Source organism: Massilia aurea, assembly GCF_024753205.1.
Classification (GTDB): domain Bacteria; phylum Pseudomonadota; class Gammaproteobacteria; order Burkholderiales; family Burkholderiaceae_D; genus Telluria; species Telluria aurea.
Window position 1 is genome coordinate 407,585 of record NZ_JANUGZ010000005.1, and the last position, 19,272, is coordinate 426,856.

General features: G+C 67.0%; 16 protein-coding genes. 8 read left to right on the forward strand and 8 right to left on the reverse strand.

Annotated elements, in window-relative coordinates:
* Positions 1 to 71: 71 nt before the first annotated feature.
* Together NX775_RS21210 and NX775_RS21215 are read right to left on the reverse strand one after the other, a co-directional pair.
* Positions 72 to 866 carry a pirin family protein gene (locus tag NX775_RS21210; protein ID WP_258837863.1) on the reverse strand — a complete coding sequence of 265 codons (795 nt, stop codon included), beginning with the start codon at positions 864 to 866 and terminating at the stop codon, positions 72 to 74.
* Positions 867 to 1,005: 139 nt separating this feature from the next.
* A complete protein-coding gene (locus NX775_RS21215) occupies positions 1,006 to 1,602 on the reverse strand; it encodes an FMN-dependent NADH-azoreductase (protein WP_258837767.1) in 597 nt (198 codons plus the stop codon).
* Positions 1,603 to 1,710: 108 nt separating this feature from the next.
* Here NX775_RS21215 and NX775_RS21220 point away from each other — a divergent pair, with 108 nt between their 5' ends.
* Positions 1,711 to 2,682, forward strand: a complete 972-nt coding sequence (locus NX775_RS21220; RefSeq protein WP_258837768.1) for a LysR family transcriptional regulator — start codon at positions 1,711 to 1,713, stop codon at positions 2,680 to 2,682.
* Positions 2,683 to 2,688: 6 nt separating this feature from the next.
* On the opposite strand, the gene asd is transcribed toward NX775_RS21220, so the two are convergent.
* Positions 2,689 to 3,522: an archaetidylserine decarboxylase gene (asd, locus tag NX775_RS21225; protein ID WP_502572607.1), complete on the reverse strand. Its 834-nt coding sequence runs from the start codon at positions 3,520 to 3,522 to the stop codon at positions 2,689 to 2,691.
* 296 nt (positions 3,523 to 3,818) lie between these two features.
* Here asd and NX775_RS21230 point away from each other — a divergent pair, with 296 nt between their 5' ends.
* Positions 3,819 to 5,972: a TonB-dependent receptor plug domain-containing protein gene (locus NX775_RS21230; protein WP_258837770.1), complete on the forward strand. Its 2,154-nt coding sequence runs from the start codon at positions 3,819 to 3,821 to the stop codon at positions 5,970 to 5,972.
* Positions 5,973 to 6,193: 221 nt separating this feature from the next.
* Here the strand turns inward: NX775_RS21230 and NX775_RS21235 are convergent, their stop codons facing one another.
* The 3 genes from NX775_RS21235 to NX775_RS21245 form a co-directional block, all read right to left on the reverse strand.
* Positions 6,194 to 7,444 carry a TCR/Tet family MFS transporter gene (locus tag NX775_RS21235; RefSeq protein WP_258837771.1) on the reverse strand — a complete coding sequence of 417 codons (1,251 nt, stop codon included), beginning with the start codon at positions 7,442 to 7,444 and terminating at the stop codon, positions 6,194 to 6,196.
* A 68-nt stretch (positions 7,445 to 7,512) separates the two neighbouring features.
* Positions 7,513 to 8,172 carry an HD domain-containing protein gene (locus NX775_RS21240; protein WP_258837772.1) on the reverse strand — a complete coding sequence of 220 codons (660 nt, stop codon included), beginning with the start codon at positions 8,170 to 8,172 and terminating at the stop codon, positions 7,513 to 7,515.
* Entirely contained in the window at positions 8,166 to 8,834 is a 669-nt protein-coding gene (locus tag NX775_RS21245; RefSeq protein ID WP_258837773.1) for a ribonuclease HI family protein, read from the reverse strand. Before NX775_RS21245 ends, NX775_RS21240 begins: the two co-directional genes overlap by 7 nt.
* 87 nt (positions 8,835 to 8,921) lie before the next feature.
* Here NX775_RS21245 and NX775_RS21250 point away from each other — a divergent pair, with 87 nt between their 5' ends.
* Positions 8,922 to 10,877 carry a S9 family peptidase gene (locus tag NX775_RS21250; RefSeq protein ID WP_258837774.1) on the forward strand — a complete coding sequence of 652 codons (1,956 nt, stop codon included), beginning with the start codon at positions 8,922 to 8,924 and terminating at the stop codon, positions 10,875 to 10,877.
* Between the two features lie 22 nt (positions 10,878 to 10,899).
* On the opposite strand, the gene NX775_RS21255 is transcribed toward NX775_RS21250, so the two are convergent.
* Positions 10,900 to 11,490: a YXWGXW repeat-containing protein gene (locus tag NX775_RS21255; RefSeq protein WP_258837775.1), complete on the reverse strand. Its 591-nt coding sequence runs from the start codon at positions 11,488 to 11,490 to the stop codon at positions 10,900 to 10,902.
* A 163-nt stretch (positions 11,491 to 11,653) separates the two neighbouring features.
* Positions 11,654 to 11,899: a hypothetical protein gene (locus NX775_RS21260; protein WP_258837776.1), complete on the reverse strand. Its 246-nt coding sequence runs from the start codon at positions 11,897 to 11,899 to the stop codon at positions 11,654 to 11,656.
* A gap of 225 nt (positions 11,900 to 12,124) precedes the next feature.
* On the opposite strand from NX775_RS21260, the gene NX775_RS21265 reads away from it, so the two are divergent.
* The 5 genes from NX775_RS21265 to NX775_RS21285 all read left to right on the forward strand — a co-directional run bounded on the left by NX775_RS21265 (position 12,125) and on the right by NX775_RS21285 (position 19,248).
* Positions 12,125 to 15,211 (forward strand): penicillin-binding transpeptidase domain-containing protein, encoded by a 3,087-nt coding sequence (locus NX775_RS21265; protein ID WP_258837777.1) that lies wholly within the window; start codon positions 12,125 to 12,127, stop codon positions 15,209 to 15,211.
* Positions 15,212 to 15,302: 91 nt separating this feature from the next.
* Positions 15,303 to 16,589 (forward strand): hypothetical protein, encoded by a 1,287-nt coding sequence (locus tag NX775_RS21270; protein ID WP_258837778.1) that lies wholly within the window; start codon positions 15,303 to 15,305, stop codon positions 16,587 to 16,589.
* Positions 16,586 to 17,137: a hypothetical protein gene (locus NX775_RS21275; RefSeq protein WP_258837779.1), complete on the forward strand. Its 552-nt coding sequence runs from the start codon at positions 16,586 to 16,588 to the stop codon at positions 17,135 to 17,137. The genes NX775_RS21270 and NX775_RS21275 overlap by 4 nt, the downstream gene beginning before the upstream one ends.
* Before the next feature lie 30 nt (positions 17,138 to 17,167).
* Entirely contained in the window at positions 17,168 to 18,247 is a 1,080-nt protein-coding gene (locus NX775_RS21280) for a hypothetical protein (RefSeq protein ID WP_258837780.1), read from the forward strand.
* Complete coding sequence (locus NX775_RS21285; RefSeq protein ID WP_258837781.1) at positions 18,244 to 19,248, forward strand: hypothetical protein; 1,005 nt, start codon at positions 18,244 to 18,246, stop codon at positions 19,246 to 19,248. The genes NX775_RS21280 and NX775_RS21285 overlap by 4 nt, the downstream gene beginning before the upstream one ends.
* The last annotated feature ends 24 nt before the right edge of the window (positions 19,249 to 19,272 follow it).

The window sequence follows — 19,272 nt, forward strand, 5'->3', positions numbered from 1 at the left end:
GTTGCGCTTGTGTCATCCCGAGAGTGTAGCGCATGCCTGCCAGGTACGCAGGGTGGCCGCTGACGAAGCGCTTACGCGAAACGCCCGGCGCGAAAATCATCGACCGCCTGATGCAGCTCGGCCTGGGTATTCATCACGAACGGTCCGTATTGCGCGATCGGCTCGCTCAAAGGGCGCCCGGCCAGTACCAGCAGGCGCGTCGCTGCGATCGCCTTGATCCGCACGCCGTCCGCGCCGGCGGCATTGTCGAGGATCGCCATGCGCGTTTGCGGCACGCCTTTGCCGTCGATGACGGCTTCACCGCGAAACACATAGACGAATGCATTGTGCCCGGCCGGAATTGGCTGCTCGAACGTCACGCCGGCGGGAATCTCGAGGTCGAGATACAGCGGCTCGGTATGCGCCCGCTGCACCGCGCCGTCGATGCCGTGCGTGCGGCCGGCGATCACCTGCACGCTCACGCCGTCGGCGGTCGTCAGGCGCGGCACTTCCTCGAGCGGGATGTCGCGGTACCACGGCGCCGTCATCTTGTCGCTCGCGGGCAGGTTGAGCCACAGCTGGAAGCCCTCCATCAGGCCGGCGTTCTGCTCCGGCATTTCGGAATGGATCACGCCGCGCCCGGCCGTCATCCACTGCACGCCGCCATCGGTGACCAGGCCTTCGTTGCCGGCGCTGTCGCGGTGGCGCATGCGCCCGGCCAGCATATAGGTGATGGTCTCGAAGCCCCGGTGCGGGTGCTCCGGAAAACCGGCGATGTAGTCGCCCGGCTTGTCGCTGCCGAAGGCGTCGAGCATCAGGAACGGGTCCAGGCGGCGCTGCAGGGGACCAGTCAGGATACGGTTGATGCGTACGCCCGCGCCATCCATCACGAACTGCCCGTTGATGATGCGTTCGACGCCGCGGCTTTTGACGAGAGGCGCTTTGGTGACTGGCTGCGTGACGGTAGTGGTCAATCTGTTCTCCTGATGGTTGGGCCGCCTGATGGCGGCCGGGGTAGTGCGGATGTTATGCCAGCGCCGCTTCGATGGCGGCATTGGCCGCTGCCTGACCCGCAGCCACGGCGTCCGGCCCCATCGCCATGCCCGACGAGTAGATATAGGTCTGGTCAACCAGACCCAGGAAGCCCAGCAGCGCGCGCATCTGCGGCACTTGCGGATCCTGCGCCTCTTCGTAGACACCGCCGCGCGCTGCCGCCACGTAGACCTTCTTGTTCTTCAGCAGGCCTTCCGGACCGGTCTCGGTATAGCGGAACGTCACGCCAGCGCGGGCAATCGCGTCGAACCAGCTTTTCAGCTGCACCGGCATCGAGAAGTTGTACATCGGGGCACCCAGCACAATCACGTCGGCCGCCTGCGCTTCGAGGATCAGCGCGTCGTCCTGCTCCACGCGCGCCAGTTGCGCGGCGGTGCGCTGCTCGCCCGGCGTGAACAGCGCGCCCAGAGCAGCGCCGTCGAGCAGCGGCACCGGGGCCGCGCCCAGGTCGCGGCGCACGATGGTCGCGCCCGGATTGGCCGCGACCAGCTTGTCGACGATCTGTTGCGTGACGCGGGTCGATTCGGAAGCGTCGCCGCGGATGCTCGAGGTGATGTGCAGGATGTTCATGGTGGTGGTCCCTTCGTGGTTGGAGTAGCGATGGGTCTACTTTAGTCTTTCCAAAAACAATGCGAAAGCCCGTAAAATGGATAACATTATTCTGCTAATGGGACAATCATGGATGTCGAACCGAATGACCTGCTGCTATTTGCCCGCATCGTCGAGGCCGGGAGCTTCACGCGTGCAGCCGACCGCGTCAATTTGCCGAAGTCGACCGTGTCGCGCCGCCTGGCGCTGCTCGAGACGACCCTCGGTGAGCGGCTGCTGCAGCGCACGACGCGCAAGCTGGTGGTGACGGAATTCGGCGCCAGCCTGTATGAACACGCGCGGCGCCTGGCCGATGAAGTGGAGGCGGCCGGCGCACTGGCTCAGCACCGCCAGGGCGAGCCAAGTGGCAAGCTACGCATCTCGGCGCCGGGCGACTTCGCAAACAGCACGCTGAATCACGTGATCGCGCGCTTTCTCGAACGCTATCCGGCCGTCACGCTCGAGATGGATCTGACGCCGCGCCGCGTCGATCTGGTGGCCGAGAATTTCGACATCGCCATCCGCATGGGTGACTTGCCGGACGACGCCACGCTCAGTGCGCGCCCGTTCATCCTCGAGCAGCCGGGCTTGTTCGCATCACCGGCCTACCTGGCGCGGCACGGGATTCCCGAGCATCCCGATGACCTGGCCACGCACGATGTGCTGTGCATCCTGAGCCGCAGCGGCGGCCCGATGCCGTGGACGCTGATTCGCGGGAAGGTGCGCTGGCAGCGCGCGCTGCCAAGCCGATTGACCGCCAATTCGCCGGACCTGCTGGCGCGCATTGCCGCACGTGGCGCCGGGATCGCGCTCAGCTCGACGCTGTTTGCCGAACCGTATATGCAGACGGGGGAACTGGTGCGGGTGCTGCCGGAGTGGGAAATGCCGACCGCGAATGGCTGGGCGGTGTTCCCAAGCCGGAAGCTGATGCCAGCCAAGACGCGCGCATTCCTGGCGATGATGGAAGAGACCTGTACGGCCCATGGTCATGGGCCGGAACAGATCGCTGCGGCCTTCAGGGCGAAGGCCGCGCTGGAGAACGGCGCGTCGGACGCTGCCTGAGACCGATCAGCGCAGCGGCCGATTGCCCATCACGTCGCCCAGGCGCACTTTGCCCTCGGGCGCCCAAGCCGGATTGAAGCGGATCGCGTTTTTCTGGAACAGCATCACGACAGTGGAGCCGAGCAGGAAGCGGCCCATCTCGTCGCCTTTTTTCAGCGTGACCTGGCCCGGCTCATATTGCCAGTCGCAGATGCGCGCCATACGCGGCGGATTGACGACGCCATGCCAGACGGTGGCCATGCTGCCGACGATCGTTGCACCGACGAGCGTCATCACGAATGGCCCGAATTCGTCGCTGTCGAACACGCACACGACGCGCTCGTTGCGCGCGAACAGCCCCGGCACGCCTCGCGCCGTCGTCGGGTTCACCGAGAACAGCTTGCCCGGCACGTAGATCATGCGCGTCAGGCGCCCGTCGCACGGCATGTGGATGCGGTGGTAATCCTTCGGGCTCAGGTAGACGTTGGCGAAGTGGCCGTGCTGGAAGTGCGCCGCCAGCGTCTGGTCGCCGCCGACCAGTTCGGCCGTGGTGAACTTGTGGCCCTTGGCCTGGAAGATCTGGTGATCGTCGATATCGCCGAACTGGCTGATCGCGCCATCGACCGGACACACATAATCGGCCTGCGCCAGCGGGCGCACGCCATCGCGCAGGGCGCGGGTGAAGAACTCGTTGAAGCTCGGGTAGCTGGCGATGTCCGGATTGACCGCTTCGCTCATGTCGACCCCATATTTGCCCACGAACCAACGGATCAGGCCAGTCGTCATCGACCCGCCACGATGGCCGGCAACGCGGCCGGCGAGGTTGGTCATTGCCTGCTTCGGCATCACATATTGGGGCAGGACTTTGAGTCTGGACACGGTCGATCGCCTTTCGCGGAAAAGTGCGCATTATAGCTGGGCATGTCAGACGGAAATTCTGTTGCCGCTTTTAACACTGTTGAGGCGAGTGTACCGCAGGTAGCCGAGGGATGGCGGACAGCGCAAGCATGCGCTTCCCTGTTATTTATAAGTTCCATCCGCTAGCAATAAGGTCTGCGATTTGAAAGAATAAAAAATTTCCATATTTACGTTTACACTTTGCTATGAAGTGGCATATTCTGACCCGGCCTGTTCAATAACCTGGAGAAGCCGCCGTGATGAAACTGCCAATGCACTACACCGTGTCTCTGTTGATCGCGGCAAGCGTCCCGATACCGGCGGCTGCCCAGACTGAACCTGGCATCCCGCAGGTGGACATCCGGGGCAGCGCTGCCGGCTACGATGCGCGTCGCGACGATACCGCCACCCGGACCATCATCAAGCGCGACGAACTCACGCGCTACGGTGACCGCTCCATTCTGGATGCGCTGCGGCGCGTGCCTGGTGTGACGATCGACGGCAGCAGTGGTCAGGGCGGAACGATCCAGCTGCGTGGCCTGGGTGCCGGCTATACGCAGGTACTGATCAACGGCGAACGGGCGCCCGGCAACTTCAGCTTCGACACGCTGTCGCCCGAGGTGGTCGAGCGCATCGAGGTGCTGCGCGCCGCGACGGCAGACCTGTCGACGCAGGCGGTGGCCGGCACGGTCAACATCGTCCTGCGCCACGTGGCCAAAACCAGGGAGCGCGAACTCAAGCTGGGCATGCTCGGTTCGGATGTGTTCAGGGGGCCGAACGCGTCCCTGCAACTGAGTGACCGGCGCGAGGGCTTCGCCTGGTCGCTGGCCGGCGATGGCGTGAGCGAACGGCTCGATCGCGTCAATGGGATGGTGCTGGAGAACACGGGAACCGACGGCGCCATCGACCTGCTGCGCACGACGGCGACCGATGAACGTGGCCGCATGCGACGCCTGAACCTGACGCCGCGCCTGGAGTGGACACTGGCTGGCGGCGACAAGATCACGTCCGAAACGTTTGTGAACGTGACCCGGTTTCGCAACCGTGGCCATGCTCTTGTCACCACCCTGATCGGCGGCCCGCCACCTGCGCCCGACCTGGTCTCGCATTACCGCGCTGATGATGAAACGGCGCGCACCGACCTGCGCTGGAGCCGGGGCTTCCCGTCCGGGGCCAGCATCGAAGCCAAGCTTGGCCTGACGGGTGAGCGCAGCGAGAATGTGAGTTTGCGCGATGGGCGCGACGCGGCCGGCAATCCCGAGACCGATGGCCGTATCGACGGTGCGCGGCGTGACCGCGGCATCAATTCGACCGGCAAGGCGATGCGCAAGCTCGGCAGCGGTCACGCGCTTGCCACTGGCTGGGACGGCAGCGTCACCTGGCGCGACGAGACGCGCATCGAACAGGATCGCGTGCGCACGTTTCCGTCCGGGCTGGCGCTGGACGAAACGTTCGAGGCGCGCGTGACCCGGCTGGCCATGTATGCCCAGGACGAGTGGGACATCACGCCGCACTGGTCGATGTACCTGGGACTGCGCTGGGAGGGCATCCGCACGCGCGCTTCCGGCAATTCGTTTGCCTCGACCCGCTCCGGTTCCGGGGTCTGGAGCCCGGTCATGCAGACCTTGTGGAAGATCCCGGGCCGCAAGGGCGACCAGATGCGCTTTGCACTCACGCGCACCTACAAGGAGCCGGACTTGTGGAACCTGCTGCCGCGTCGCCAGGCGTTTGAAAACAACAGCGCCACCGAGGCCGACTTCCAGGGTAATCCGAACCTCAAACCCGAACTGGCGTGGGGCATCGACGCCGGGTACGAGCATTACTGGGCCGAGAACGCGATGGTGTCGATCGCCACCTCGCTGCGCCGCATTGACGATTACACGAGCAACCGCATTTATTTTGACGGCTACCGCTGGATCTTCACGCCGGTGAACGACGGCCGCGCCGAGACCCGCTCAGTGGAACTGGAAACGAAGTTTCCGCTCAAGTCCCTGTTTGCGGACGCGCCGGAGATCGACGTGCGGGCGGGCGTGGCGCGCCACTGGTCGCGCGTCGAATCCGTACCGGGCCCCGATAACCGTCTCGAACGGCAGACGCCACTGTCGGCCAACCTGGGGATCGATTACCGCCGCGGCGCACTGACGCTGGGCAGCAGCGTGGCGCACAAGCGCAATGGCCAGGTGCGCGTGACGGCCAATCGCGGTTATTACACCGCGCCGCGCACTGACCTGGACGCGTACGCCGCCTGGCGCATCGATGCGAAGCGCTTGCTGCGGCTGTCGCTGGCCAATCTGCTGCGCGAGAATGAAGGCTTCGAGCCGTCGTACGCCGACCCGGTGACAGGCCTGGAAAGACGTCGTTTCTATTTCGCCGGCCCGCTGCGCGCCACGCTCACGTATCAGCTGACGTTTTAATGGCTCTAAACATCGGGGTCAGGTCTAAACATCGGGGTCAGGTCTAAACATCGGGGTCAGGTCTGACATTCGGACACGACCTCAGCACTATTTCTTCAAAAAGGTACTAATTCACGCACTGGTATCTGAACCCACGTCGAAAATTGCGCAATCATCATCCAAGCAAGTGCTTAATGCCGAGGTCGTGTCCGAATGTCAGACCTGACCCCGGCTTTCTAATGTCAGACCTGACCCCGGCTTTCTTCTTTTTTGTGGTTGCGGAAGTAGCGCCAGGCCACGATCAGTGCCAGCAGTTGCATGAAGGCGCACAGGTAGAAGCTGCTGCCGACGCGCCAGTCCGATTGCGGCAAGTGGCTCACGGCGCTGAGGATGCCCGTACCGAGCAGTGGCGTGATGATGACGGCGAGGCTGCCGATCGCCTGCAGTGAGCCCATCAACTCGCCCTGCTGGTCGGGCGGCGAGGATTTCGAGACGAGCCCCTGCAGCGCCGGGCCGGCAGCGTAAGCGAGCACATTGCACATGATGAAGACATACATCATCCAGCCTTCGGTCGCCAGGCCGTAAGCGGCATACGTCACGGCGCCCGAGCCCAGGCCCAGGAGGGCCAGGCGCAGTTCGCCGAAGCGCCGGATCAGGATGCCCAGCAGCCCGGCCTGCACGATGACCGACGTCAGGCCCACGCAGAAGAGGGCGAGGCCGTTGTCGCGCGGCGTCCAGTCGAAGCGGAAGGTGGTGTACAGCACCCAGGTCGATTGCAGCATCATCTGCGCGAAGGTCGCCAGAAACACCGCGACGACAAGACCGCGGATGTCCTGGCGCCGCACGAGCCGCAGCAGCGCCGTGAACGGGTTCAGGCGCGCCCATGCGAAGGGCGGGCGCGCGCCGGGCGCCAGCGACTCGGGTACGAAGAAGTAGCCGTATACGAGGTTCGCGCCAGAGAGCGCGGCGGCGACGTAGAACGGCAAGTGCAGGTTGGTTTCGCCAAGCACGCCGCCCAGCATCGGGCCACAGATGAAGCCCAGGCCAAAGGCGGCGCCGATCTTGCCGAAGCTCTTGGCGCGGTTTTCGCGGGTCGAGATGTCGGATGCGTAGGCCGAGGCCACCGACATGCTGGCCGACGACATGCCGCCGATGACGCGTCCGAGGAACAGCCATGCCAGGCTGGGGGCCCAGGCGGTGACGAGAAAGTTCAGGCACATGCCGCCCATCGAATACAGCAGCACCGGGCGCCGGCCGACGCGGTCGCTCAGCGCGCCCAGCGCCGGCATGAACAGGAATTGCAGCAGGCCAAATACCGTGGCCAGCACGCCGTACCAGAGCGCGCGCATGTCGGCGCCTTCGACGAACTGCCCGACCAGCAGCGGCAGCACGGGCACGATGAGGCCAATGCCGAGCATGTCGATGAACACGCAGACCAGCACGAAATTGAGGTTGCCGCTGGACGCTTGCGGCACGGTGGTCGTACTGGTCATGGACACCTCGGCGGTTGGCGGTCGCCTATCTTAGCATTGCGGCAACGCCTGCATGCCGTTAAGAACGGTTAGATACCGCTCCATTCGGCTGCGAACTGCGCGCGGAACGTTATCAGCTGTTCGAGGCGTTCGCGGCCCACGGCGCGCGCAGCTTCCGTCTGCATCATGTCCGGCAGCTTGTCGAGCTTGACGACGATGTGGTCGAGCGCGTAGCGGCGATCGTCGTGCGCGCGGTCGTCGCCCAGCGGATCGGTCGGATGCGCCAGGCCGCTTTCCATGCGCCCCGCGATGTAGAACATGCGCGCCAGTCCCACCAGGCCCAGGCCGTCGAGGCGGTCGGCGTCCTGCACGATCTTCGCCTCGATCGTGGTGGCGGGAATCGCCGCCGAAAAGCTGTGCGCTTCGATGGCATGGGTGACCGCGTCGAGCTTCTCGGGCGGGAAGCCAAGCGGCGCGAGCAACTCGCGCGCCAGTTCGGCCGAGCGGCGCGACGCCTGATTGCGCGCGGGGTCGTTCTTCGGCAGGTTCACCAGGTCGTGCAGATAGCTGGCCGCCAGCACCACCAGGCGGTCGGCTTCCGGGTGGTGCGCGAGCAGGGCCTGGGCGTTGCGCCAGACGCGGTCAAGGTGGGCGCCGTCGTGGGCGCCGTCGGTGCCGGCATCCTGCGCCGCCAGCGCAATGAGTTGTGTGCGCCAGGCGGCGAAGTCGGTCGGAGTACGTTCTAACATGTTGATGTTTCCGGTAAAAGAGGCGGCACGGCGCGCTGCGAGAGCGTATCGGCCTCGAAATTCTTATGACGCGGGATCCAGCGCAGCTGCGCCTGCGGCAGGCGCTCGAGCAGGGCGCAGGCGCGGGCGCGGTAGTCACGCAGGCTGGGCGCACTTGCGCTGGCAGGGCCATTCACGTCGTCGATCACGACCTGGCTGTCGCCCACCACCAGCACGTCGTGCGCGCCGTGCGTCACGGCGGCGTCCAACACGGCGATCAGGGCCAGATATTCCGCTTCGCTGCTGTTGCCGTAGCCGGCGGCGTGCGAGATCGCGACGCGCACGCCGCCGGGGCCTTCGAGCACGGCGCCGATGCCGCAGCGCCCCGGATTCGGACGCGCCGAGCCGTCGAACCAGGCGCGCCACGCCGTCTTGCCGGCGCCAGTACCCCGCGTGCGCGATGCACTGGCCAGCGCCGCGCGTCGGTCTGACTGCTGCGCCGCATGCAGGCGCAACGCCGCGCGTTCGGCCAGCAAATTTTTCAGGCCGGCCAGCCCAGCGCTGTGCGTCAGCGTGCGGGTGAGGGCCTCAAGCTCGCTCAGGCCGGCACGCGCCATCAGGCGCTGGCTGGCCGCCAGTTCGGTCTTGAATGCGGCGGCGCGCAGAAGGCTCAGGTCGTTCATGGCGAGAGCATAACCGATCTTGATTCGTTGACAGAAGTTAAGACTTTTGAAACACTGGACCGATGCTGTCCAACCTGAGGAGAAGCGATGCGTCCGTTCCGCCATGCAGTCCGATTGTCCCTGTTCGCCGTGCTGGTCGGCGCCGCGTCGATGCCGTTGCAGTCCAGCGCGCAGGTTGAGAAACCCGGCGCGCAGCCGCTGGCGAAAGCACCGCTCAAACAGGGCAAGCACGTCAAGCGCTACACCATCGAGCAGTTCATGGCGACGACCTCCGTGACCGGCGCCTCGTTCAGCAAGGACGAGCGGCAGATCCTGTTCAGCAGTAACGCATCCGGCATCTTCAATGCGTACACGCTGCCGGTGGGCGGCGGCACGCCGCGCGCGCTGACCACGTCCACCGGCGATTCGACCTACGCGGTGGGCTACTTCTACAACGACGACCGCATCCTGATTACGCGCGACACGGGCGGCGACGAGCAGAATCACCTGTACGTGCTCGAACCGGGCGGCAAGGAGCGCGACCTGACGCCCGGCAAACTGAAGGCTTCGTTCGCCGGCTGGAAGCCCGATGGCAGCGGCTTCTACGTCGCCACCAACGAGCGCGATCCGAAATTCTTCGACATCTACCTGTACGACGCGGGCAGCTACGACCGCACGATGGTGTACCAGAACGACAGCGGCATGAATGTCTCGGACATCAGCCGCGATGGCAACTGGCTCGCGTTCGACAAGTCCAGCACCACGTCCGACAGCGACGTCTACGTGTATCACCTGCCGACGCGCACGATGAAGCACATCACGCCGCACACGGCGCCGGCCAGCCACTCGGCCGCCACGTTCGATCCGCAATCGAAACGCCTGCTGTTCACCACCAATGCCGGCGGCGAGTTCACGCGCATCGCCGCATACGATCTGGCCAGCGGCGCGACGAGCGATGTCGAGAAAGCCGACTGGGACCTGCTCGACACCAGCTACTCGCGCAATGGCGCCAACCGGGTCAGCATCGTCAACCGCGACGGCAGCATCGACGTGCGCGTGTTCGACGCCGCCGGCAAACCGGTCACGCTGCCGAAACTGCCGGGCGGCGAAATGCGCCAGGTGACGTTGTCGGCCAGCGGCCGCCTGATGGCGTTCTATCTGAATGGCGACCGCTCGCCGAACAACCTGTACGTGCACGATTTTGGCAGCAAGAAGACGACCCAGCTCACGCGCAGCCTGAACCCGGCCATCGATCCGAACGACCTGGTGGAAGCCGAAGTCGTGCGCTTCAAGTCGTTCGACGGCACGGTGATCCCGTCGATCTACTACAAGCCGAAAGGCGCGGCGCCGAACGCCAAAGTGCCGGCGGTGGTGTACGTGCACGGTGGGCCGGGCGGACAGACGATGCGTGGCTACAGCGCGCAGATCCAGTACCTGGTCAATCACGGGTATGCGGTCCTGGGCATCAACAACCGGGGCAGCTCAGGCTATGGCAAGACGTTCTTCCGTGCGGACGATCGCAAGCACGGCATGGAGCCGCTGTGGGATTGCATCGAAGCGAAGACGTGGCTGGCGAGCCAGTCGTACATCGATCCCGAGCGCATCGGCATCATGGGCGGCAGCTATGGCGGCTACATGACGCTGGCGGCGCTGGCGTTCCGGCCCGAGGCATTCAAGGTCGGCATCGACATCTTTGGCGTGAGTAACTGGGTGCGCACGCTCGAGAGCATTCCGCCGTATTGGGAAGCGCAGCGCAAGGCGCTGTATGACGAAATCGGCGACCCGGTCAAGGACAAGGCATTTTTAGTCGAGACGTCGCCGCTGTTCCACGCGCACCGCATCATCAAGCCGCTGATGGTGATCCAGGGCGCGAACGATCCGCGTGTGATCCGGCCCGAGAGCGACGAGATCGTGGAAGCGGTCCGCAAGAACAAGGTCGACGTCGAGTACGTCGTGTTCGACGACGAAGGCCATGGTTTCTCGAAGAAGAAAAACCAGACCGAGGCCAGCGCGAAGATCCTGGCGTTTCTGGACAAGCACCTGAAACGCCAGGAGGTGAATTAACAGCGTGAATTAACAGCGTCAATTAACGGCGATAAGGATTGTCAGGCCGGCTGTCGTGGCGGTTGCGCACGCCGTCGCCATCGCGGTCCCGGTCGTGGCGGTTGCGGATGCCGTCGTTGTCGCGATCGCGGTCACGGTAGTTCGGGACGCCGTCGCGGTCGAAGTCCGGTCCGCGCCCGCGGCCATTGCCGTGATGCCGATCGCGATCACGGTCGCGGTAGTGGTCCCGATAGCCGCGGTCGCGGTCATAGCCGTCAGGGCCGCGCACATACACGGGCTGCGGGCCGTAGTGGTGGCCAGGGCCGCGGTTCCAGCGCGACGGTTCCATCACCCAGCGGTTGCCGCGATGGTGCCAGCTCGGCGGCGCGTACACATAGCCGGGCCGCGCGACGACATAGTGGCCGGGCACCCAGTCATGGCGATGGCCGCGCCATTCCCAGTAGCCGGGCGCCCAGACGTGGCCGTGACGCGGACCGGGAATGCGCTCGTAGATAGGGGCGGGCGGGGCGTTGCTGATCACGACCGAGACATGTGGCTGGGCCTGTGCAGACAGCGGGATGGTGGCAGCCGCGCCAATGGCGATCAGGGCTGCAAGAATAAGCGGGGATTTCATGTTCGTCTCCAGATCCGTAAGCGGATAAGCGGAATATAGCAATCCGGGATCGGTGACGCGAAGCCTGAAGCAAGTTATTACATCTGACACAGATTGGTGGCGTTTGCCGTCCACCTGGCCGCCGCGCGCCGCCCGTTGGCGGCGCCGCGACGACCGACCGCGGTCACAGCCGGCTCGCTGCGGTGACGGTGTCCAGTGCCAGCAATTGCGACTTCTCGGCGTTGCTCAGGCGCTTGGCGGTGACGGTCACGGTGGCGACCTTGGCGCCGCTGGCAATCGCCGCGCTGCTTGCGTTCAAGGCGATGAGCGAGTTGGCATTGGCGTCCGATACCTTGGCCAGATAGCCGACTGGAACAGCGATCAGGGCGGCGGCGATGAAGACGGCTTCCATGTGTTTGAGGACGTTCATTTTGCTTCTCCTTGGTGGGTGAGTGGTGTGTCGATGTATGTACTGTAGGCGCGTCCCCGCACCGCTTCCAGCGGCGTGCGACGAGTGGCAGAAAACGGGGGGTGAGCTGCATCAGGACGGCCCTGGACCTGTGCGCGCAGCCTTGAAGCGCTCAGCGGTTTCACCAGCCCTCCGCTAGTCCTGCGCAAGGGCGCATGGGCGCCACGCTACCGACTGGACTCGTGCATGACCGGCCCCTTCGCCACCCTGACCCGCAACATCGCCGCGTCACGCACGGCACGGCGGCGCGCCCGCAATCTGCGCCGGGGCTGGACCATTTCGCTCGGTCCGGCCTGGGCCTGGGCCGCGCTGGCGCTGGTGATGGGCGGCGCGGTCGCGCTGGCGCTGCACGCGCGCGCGTTGCCGAACGATGCACAGGACGTCCCCGGCGCGCAGGCACTGGCAGCGCTGCAGCCGCTGGCGCCGGGCCTGGAACTCGTCGTGCCGCCCGACAGCGGAGTGTCACTGACGCAGCGTGGCGCGCTGGCGCTCGTCATTGCAAGTGGCATGCAGGCCGGGCCGGCGGTCCGGGTCGACCTGTGCACACAAATGCTCGATCCGACGAACGGACGGCTGCTGCCGCTGCGCGTCGGCTATCCCTTTGGCGAAGCGGCAGCGCTCGCGCGCAGCAGCAATGGGCCAGCACGCAGCGTGCTGCTGGCGCGCGACGGTTCGGCCATGCCGCGCATCGACATCACGGGCAATGCGGGCGCGGGGCTGGCGATCGCCTGGAACGCAGGGTTTGAAACCGCGAGCTGGATCAGCGACGCGACGGGCGGGGTGGCGACGCATGCGCGCCAGGGCCAGGCTGCGCTGGGCAGTGCGGGCTGGCTGTTGTGGCGCGGCGAAGCGCTGCGCTTCACGCGTCAGCCGAGCAGCGCCTGCCCGCAGGCCGGTGAACTGGTGCTGCAGCATTTTCAGCCTGGTCAACAGGCTGCGGCGGCAGCGCTCGTGCAGGCCTTCCCGGCATCCGGCGCGCCGGTGTCGCTGCGCTTGCGTCCCGGCGTCTGGACCGTGCCGCTGGTCCCGGGTACCGGCCTGGAAGACCAGGCGCTGTTCGAGGCGCTGCGGGCGCGCGGCTTGCTGCGCCTTGGCCGCGACGGCTTGATCGAACTGGCGCCGCGCGATTTGCTGGCCTGGCTCCAGGCCGACGAATCCGTACGCGCGCCGCTGCCCGGGTGGCAGCATTTCCAGCTCGACGCCGGTGACCGGCGCCTGCTCGAACGCCTGCATCACCGGGCCGACGGCGCCTTCGTGCGCGAACAGGTGCGCGTGTTCAATAGCGAACGGCGGCTAGTGGCGTGGCGCGTGCGGCCCGGCGCAGCGACAATCTGGCAAGCGGCAGTGTCAGGCAGCGCGGCCGTGCGCGAGGCCGGCTTGCCACTGGCGGCGATGCGCCTGTTCGCGCAGTTGCCGCAGGACTGGGCGCCGTGGAATCGTGTCGGCGGCTGGGAGGGTGGGCGGCGTGACAGTCTGGTAAGCCTCAGCACACGAGCAGAAGGCAAGCCGCTGGAGCTGCTGGTTGCCGGCCGTGTGCGCAGTGTACTGGGCGCCACGGTGGCGGCCCGTGGCGTCTGCGACGGGCGCGCCTGTCCGGATGCGGGCGCCGTCGCGCACCTGCTGCTGTCGCCGCTGCCGGGCGCAACGTCGGTCAAGGTCGAGATCGAGCCGCTCGACCTGGCCAGACTGTCCGGCGGCGCCGACGCGGCGTATCGCCATCTGAAGGTCGAGCGGGGCGTGCTCGCGTGGCAGGCGCTGCCTGCTGGCAGCCGCAGCGTGCGGCCCGCCGGCGCCGCGGTGCGCCTGGTCGACCGCAATGGCGAGGCCCTCTGGCAGGATGGCGCGCCGTCGGTCCAGGCCACGCTGGCCGGCCTGGCGCCGCTGCTGGGCGTGCATCGCCAGCACGACGGCAGTGTGGCCGGCATGCTGGCGCGCCTGGGCGGGAGCGACCATGCGGCGAGCCTGACGCTCGATCTGACGCTGCAAGCGCGCGCCCAGGTGCTGCTCGACTGCATTGGCCAGCAGGGCGGCCAGTGGGATGGGCGCGTCTGCCGTGGCGCCCAGCCCGCGCCCGTCGAGCGGCGCGCCGGCCTGGTGCTGCTCGACGCCGGCACGGGCGACATCCTCGCCGCCGCATCGAGTGGTGGAAATACTGCTGCGCCGGACAACTGGGCCGAGGTCCGCGACTTCGACCGCGCCGACCCGGCGCGCAGCCCGTTGCGCATCGCCGCATTCCAGCATGACGGCGGCGCCCACCGCGCGCCTGGCTCGACGTTCAAGGTGATCACGGCGCTCGGACTCGAGCAGGCCGCGCGCGGTGACAAGAAGCTCGATGCGCTGCTGGGCGGCTTGCCATTGGCGCAGGTGGACCGCATCGCGCGCGATGGCGGCTACGACTTCCGCACCGATGCGCCCAGCTACCCGGCGGGCGGCACGCGTGCCCGCATCACCAATTTCCGCGACCAGATCACCGGCGCGCGCGCTGCGGACGGGCGCCTGGGCCTGGCCGGCGCCATGGCGCACAGTGTCAATACGTGGTTTGCCTGGACCGGTGAACTGAGCGACCGCACGCTGCTCGGCCAGCCCGACGGCGGCATGCCTGGCGCCACCGCGCTGGAGCCGGGTGCGCTCGACGCCGCGCGGCCGGTGGCCGCGATGGCGGCGCGCCTGGGCTTTGGCCAGCCGCTGCGGCTGGACGGCGGCTTGCTGCCGCCGGATTACCGCTGGGGCGACTGGGATGCGCTGTCGGCATCCGCGTCACAGCTCGATCCGGTCCACAGCCGTCATGAACTGCGCCAGATGGCGATTGGCCTGCGCATGCAGACCACGCCCCTGCAAATGGCACTGGTGGCGGCAAGCGTCGGCGAAGGGCGCAGCGTGACGCCGCGCCTGTTGCTCGCGCTCGACGACCGCGACGCAGCGTCGAGCCAGGGCGCGCCGCTTGGCGTGCGGCTGGACCGCGTACGCGCCGGCATGAAGGGCGTGATCGATTACGGCACGGCGGCCGGTGCATTCCGCAGCCCTGCATTCGCTGCGCTGCGCCCCGGACTGTATGGCAAGACGGGCACCGCGCCGGTAGGGAATGACGATCTGGCCACGGTCTGGTTCATGGGTTATCTGGAGCAGGGCAGCTTGCCGGGTCAGACCCGCCGGCTGGCATTTGCCGTTTTTGTCAGCCATTCGGCGCTGACGGGCGGTGGCCATGCGGCGCCGGTGGTGGCGGCCCTGCTGGCATCCATGGCGGGGCAGTCGTTGGAAAAGAGGCACAAATAGGGGTCTCCATCGCGCCTGAATGCTGTAGTTGTATGGCATCATCTATTTCACTGTGCAACACGTGCGCAGCGAAATCGAGGACGAGGAAGGTATGCGTTTACCGGGCACCCGGTATCAGGAGCACGGCTGGGAGCAGGTCCGCAAGTTGCTGGGTCAGTGTTCCCTGCAGGCGCTCGCCCGCATCGACCCCGCCAGTCTGCAGGGCGCCGATACGGACGGGTCGCTGGCCGCGTACGTCGAGGCGGTCGCACCGATCCTGCACGCGGGCGGCAGCCGCGCGCATGCCCCCGGCAACAGCTACGGCGAGACGACCGCCGAGCTGGCCCTGAGCCTCGTCTACGAATTGCAGGCGCGCCCCGCCGACTGGGTCGCACTGTGCACGGCCGTGGCCACCGAATACGCGCGCATCGGTCCGTTCTGGACGCAACCTGGCGGCGACGCGCTGCTGCGCAAGAAATTCAATGACCTGTATGCGGTGTTGCGCGACAAGGTCGACAGCGATCACTACCAGGTGGCGTGCGGCCGGCCCTGCAGCCCGAACCGCATGTACGCCTACCGGATGCTCGACACGGCGTACCACGACATCGCGCGACTGTTCGAGAGCTGGCGCGAACACGCGGCGCAGGTCGGCGCGATCCTGGGCCGCAGTGTCGAGGCGATGCCGATTGAAGCGCGCCAGCTACGCTCGATCGGCGACTGCAAACCTGAATGGATCATGCGCTGGAGCGAGAGCCTGGAAGCGCACACGGGCGCGCCGGGGCCGTTGCACACGCGCTCGAAACGCTTCGCCAGCCTCAAATCGAGTCCCGACAAGATCGGCGCGATGCTGCGCGAAATCGGCGAGTACGACGCGCTGTCGGCCAACCGCGACAGCGACTGGTTGCAGGACGCCAGCGCGGCCGACGCCTGGCTCGACGATTACTGGCGCGTGCTGAACGAGTCCGAGCAGGGCAGCACGCCCGGCCCGGATCAGATCCTCGAAGCGCGCCAGGAAGCGCTGGACATCGACCTGGATGCAGAGCCGGATATCGAAGCGCCAATGACTGCACCACTGACCTCCATCGCGCCCTGCGTTTCACTGCCCCCCAACTATCTGGTAGTGGCAGCGACGGTCGAGGACCGCGCCAGCTGGGCAGCGCGCCGGATGGCGCAGGACAGCTTGCCGGTACGCCTGGCGGTGTACCTCAAGCTGCTCGGGCCATTCGACGACTGTTTCCCTTCCGAGTGGTGCGACCCCGCCACGGGCGAATTGCCGACGATGGGCCAGCTGGCTCAGCTCGACGGCGTCTCGCTGCCAACCCTGCGCAAGCGGCGCGACGCCGCGATACTGCGTCTGAACGAGGTGGCTGGACTACAGGAGGAACAACGATGGGCATGACGAACCTGGATCGCAAACTGCAGGCCGGCGCACTGCTGGCGCGCCGCGTGGAAGGCGATGGCCTGATGCTGGCCGACGCCATCCTGCTGCAGGCATTGGACGGCAGCCGGCCGCTGACGCACGGTGAACGCGCGGCGCTGCAGGCATCGCCCCTGACGCTGCGCCGCATGCGCCATCTGGCCGATGTGCGCCGCACCCAGCACATGAGCTGGACCGGCAGCGCGGGACTGCTCCGCGCGGCCGACAGCGGCGCACCTCTAGAGGTGCTGCGCACGGACGACCGGATGTGGCGCCTGCACTTCGTCGACCAGGGCGGCGTGCCCGGTGTGGTGGTCCAGCTCGATCTGGACGCGCCGGGCGCCGCGCAACTGCTGGCAGCGCGCGCGGCGATCGCCGTGCGCGACGGCGCCGGCAGCGTGATCGTGCAGGGCAGCCTGGACGCGGACGGCGAGTGCGAAGGCCCGTGGCCGTTTGCAGCCTCACCTTCCTCACACTTTCAACGGCACGGGGCGCGCTTTGATGTGATGCCCGTGCCCCCATCCACATAGTGCAGTTCCCGAATTCGCTCAAGGATAACGATGCTAGGTTCACTGTTCAGGAATCCCCTGCGACGCCCGCCACGGCAGGACGCGTTTGACGCGACCCTGCTTGGCAGCGTAGCAATCGCGTTGCCGGCGCCAGCCGGGATCACCATTCCTGCGCCGTGCGCCGCCGTGCTGGTCGACCGGGGTGGCCGCAGCCGGCGCCTGGCATTGGGCAGCCGCATCGCAGCCCTCGATGGGGAAACCGCCTGGTGCGTCCATCCGGGGCCGTACACCTGTGACCTCGTCCCGTTTGCCGGCGCACCCGAGATTGGCCTGCACGTGAGCTTTGCCGTCGATGCCAGCGATCCGCGCGCCACGCACCAGCGTTTCGACCTGTTCCTGGCCAGCGAAGCGGGTAGCGTGGTCGACCTCGCGGGCTTTGGCGCGCTGGCGCAAACGGCGCTGCAGCGCGAGCTGGCCCAGGGCAATCTCGAACTGCCACCCTGCACGACGCTCGAAGAGTGGAACACGTTCCGGTCCGGGTTCAACCAGTTGATGTACACGCGTTTTGGCGTGACGGTCGACGATTGCGTGCCGGTCGACCTGGGCGCGGCGCACGATTATCCGGCGTTGCTCGAAGCACGCCTGGCGGCGCAGGTCGTGCCAGTGACTGCGGCAGTATCGGCCGAACCAGCGGCTGCAATGCCAGCCGAAGCATTCGTGCCGGCCTGCGAAGATGCCCGTGCATTGCGGCGCCTGTTCCTGGAGCTGCCGTGCCTGATGTGCGCGGTGCGCATGGCGGTACTGCCGGCCGATCAGGGTCGGTTCCGCCAGCACCAGGAGTTGCTGCGCCGGCTCGACCTGGTCAGCCTGTCGGTTGGCACGATGCCGGCGCTCGAACTGGCCGCGCCCGGCCAGCCACTGGCGCCCGAGGAGCAGTTGCGCCGCGCACGCCACAGCCGCCGCGCCGCGGCAGCGCTCGACGAAGCCTGGGCGCTGCTGGCGCGCATGAAGGTTGCCGGCGAAGGTCCGCTCGACGTGCTGTTCGACGAAGCCGACCGCATCGTTGCCAATCTCGAGGTTGAAACTGGTGCGCGCCGTCTCACGCAGGTGCAGGACGAGGTGACGGCATGACGGCGCCCCTTCTTGAGGCGAGCTGCCGCAGCATTCTGCCGGACGGCAGCATGCTCACCATCACCGCGACGCGCCGCCCGCGCGCGGGCCGCGCCGACGTCAAGTGCAGCGTGCCCGGCGTACCGGCGCAGGCTGAGCGGATGCAGCAGGTGGTGCGCCTGGCGCGCCATACCGAGCCGCGTTATGACAGCCGCGACCAGGTGGTGCTCAGTGCCGACCGCGCATTCGATCCGGCCACCCGCGACTGGGAACTGGCCGCCGTGCTGGCCGACCGCATCGTGCGCGGCGTGTTTCAAGCGGTGCGACCCGTGGTGGCCAATGGCTGGTCCGACGACTGGCATCTGGGGCGGATCGACGGCCGCGCGCTCGTCAATGTGCCCGACGGCGTGCTGGCCGGTGGTCCGGACGCCTTGCCGCACCTGGGCGCGTTGACGGGTCAGCCGAATCCGGGCGCAGCCACGGCCAGCGCGCGCGCCTGGTTCCCGCTGCACAGCGGCGGCGACCACGATGATCTCGGCTGGGTCGACGTGAGCGTGCGGCCGCTGGCCGGTGCGCTTGACGCCGACGACGATGCCATCAGCGTGCCCGACCTGGACGCGCTGCGCCAGGGCCAGGTGCGGGCCGTGCTGGCCGGCTCGCGGCATTTTGACGGGCGTGGCCAGGGTCAGTGGAAAACGACAGTGCGCTTTGGCGAGACGGGCTTTTCGGGCGACTCGTATGGTCTGGCGCTGGTGATGGCTGACCGTATTGCGCGTGGCCGCGAATTCATGGCGCGGGGCCGGGTAATCGCCACCGGCACGTCGAGCGCCTGGCATGCGGGCAAGGTCGAGACCGTAGATGCGCTGGCGCCGAAGTGCGCGCTGATCCTGCGCGAAGCGGGGCCGGGCGACCGCATCCTGCTTCCCAAGGCATGGGAAGGCGCGCTGCCGCAGGGCATGCGCGAAGCGCTGCGCGCGCGCGGCGCGAGCCTCGCGTGTGTCGAGCGCATCGGCATCATTTGAGATTACGGATTTTGAAGCCACGGG

Coding starts and splice junctions, on each gene's coding strand:
- NX775_RS21215 (WP_258837767.1), bottom strand. CDS start 1,602: ATGAACATCCTGCACATCACCTCGAGCATCCGCGGCGACGCTTCCGAA.
- NX775_RS21275 (WP_258837779.1), top strand. CDS start 16,586: ATGACGAACCTGGATCGCAAACTGCAGGCCGGCGCACTGCTGGCGCGC.
- NX775_RS21245 (WP_258837773.1), bottom strand. CDS start 8,834: ATGAACGACCTGAGCCTTCTGCGCGCCGCCGCATTCAAGACCGAACTG.
- NX775_RS21220 (WP_258837768.1), top strand. CDS start 1,711: ATGGATGTCGAACCGAATGACCTGCTGCTATTTGCCCGCATCGTCGAG.
- NX775_RS21210 (WP_258837863.1), bottom strand. CDS start 866: ATGGATGGCGCGGGCGTACGCATCAACCGTATCCTGACTGGTCCCCTG.
- NX775_RS21265 (WP_258837777.1), top strand. CDS start 12,125: ATGACCGGCCCCTTCGCCACCCTGACCCGCAACATCGCCGCGTCACGC.
- NX775_RS21255 (WP_258837775.1), bottom strand. CDS start 11,490: ATGAAATCCCCGCTTATTCTTGCAGCCCTGATCGCCATTGGCGCGGCT.
- NX775_RS21280 (WP_258837780.1), top strand. CDS start 17,168: ATGCTAGGTTCACTGTTCAGGAATCCCCTGCGACGCCCGCCACGGCAG.
- NX775_RS21270 (WP_258837778.1), top strand. CDS start 15,303: ATGCGTTTACCGGGCACCCGGTATCAGGAGCACGGCTGGGAGCAGGTC.
- NX775_RS21260 (WP_258837776.1), bottom strand. CDS start 11,899: ATGAACGTCCTCAAACACATGGAAGCCGTCTTCATCGCCGCCGCCCTG.
- NX775_RS21250 (WP_258837774.1), top strand. CDS start 8,922: ATGCGTCCGTTCCGCCATGCAGTCCGATTGTCCCTGTTCGCCGTGCTG.
- NX775_RS21240 (WP_258837772.1), bottom strand. CDS start 8,172: ATGTTAGAACGTACTCCGACCGACTTCGCCGCCTGGCGCACACAACTC.
- NX775_RS21235 (WP_258837771.1), bottom strand. CDS start 7,444: ATGACCAGTACGACCACCGTGCCGCAAGCGTCCAGCGGCAACCTCAAT.
- NX775_RS21285 (WP_258837781.1), top strand. CDS start 18,244: ATGACGGCGCCCCTTCTTGAGGCGAGCTGCCGCAGCATTCTGCCGGAC.
- NX775_RS21230 (WP_258837770.1), top strand. CDS start 3,819: ATGAAACTGCCAATGCACTACACCGTGTCTCTGTTGATCGCGGCAAGC.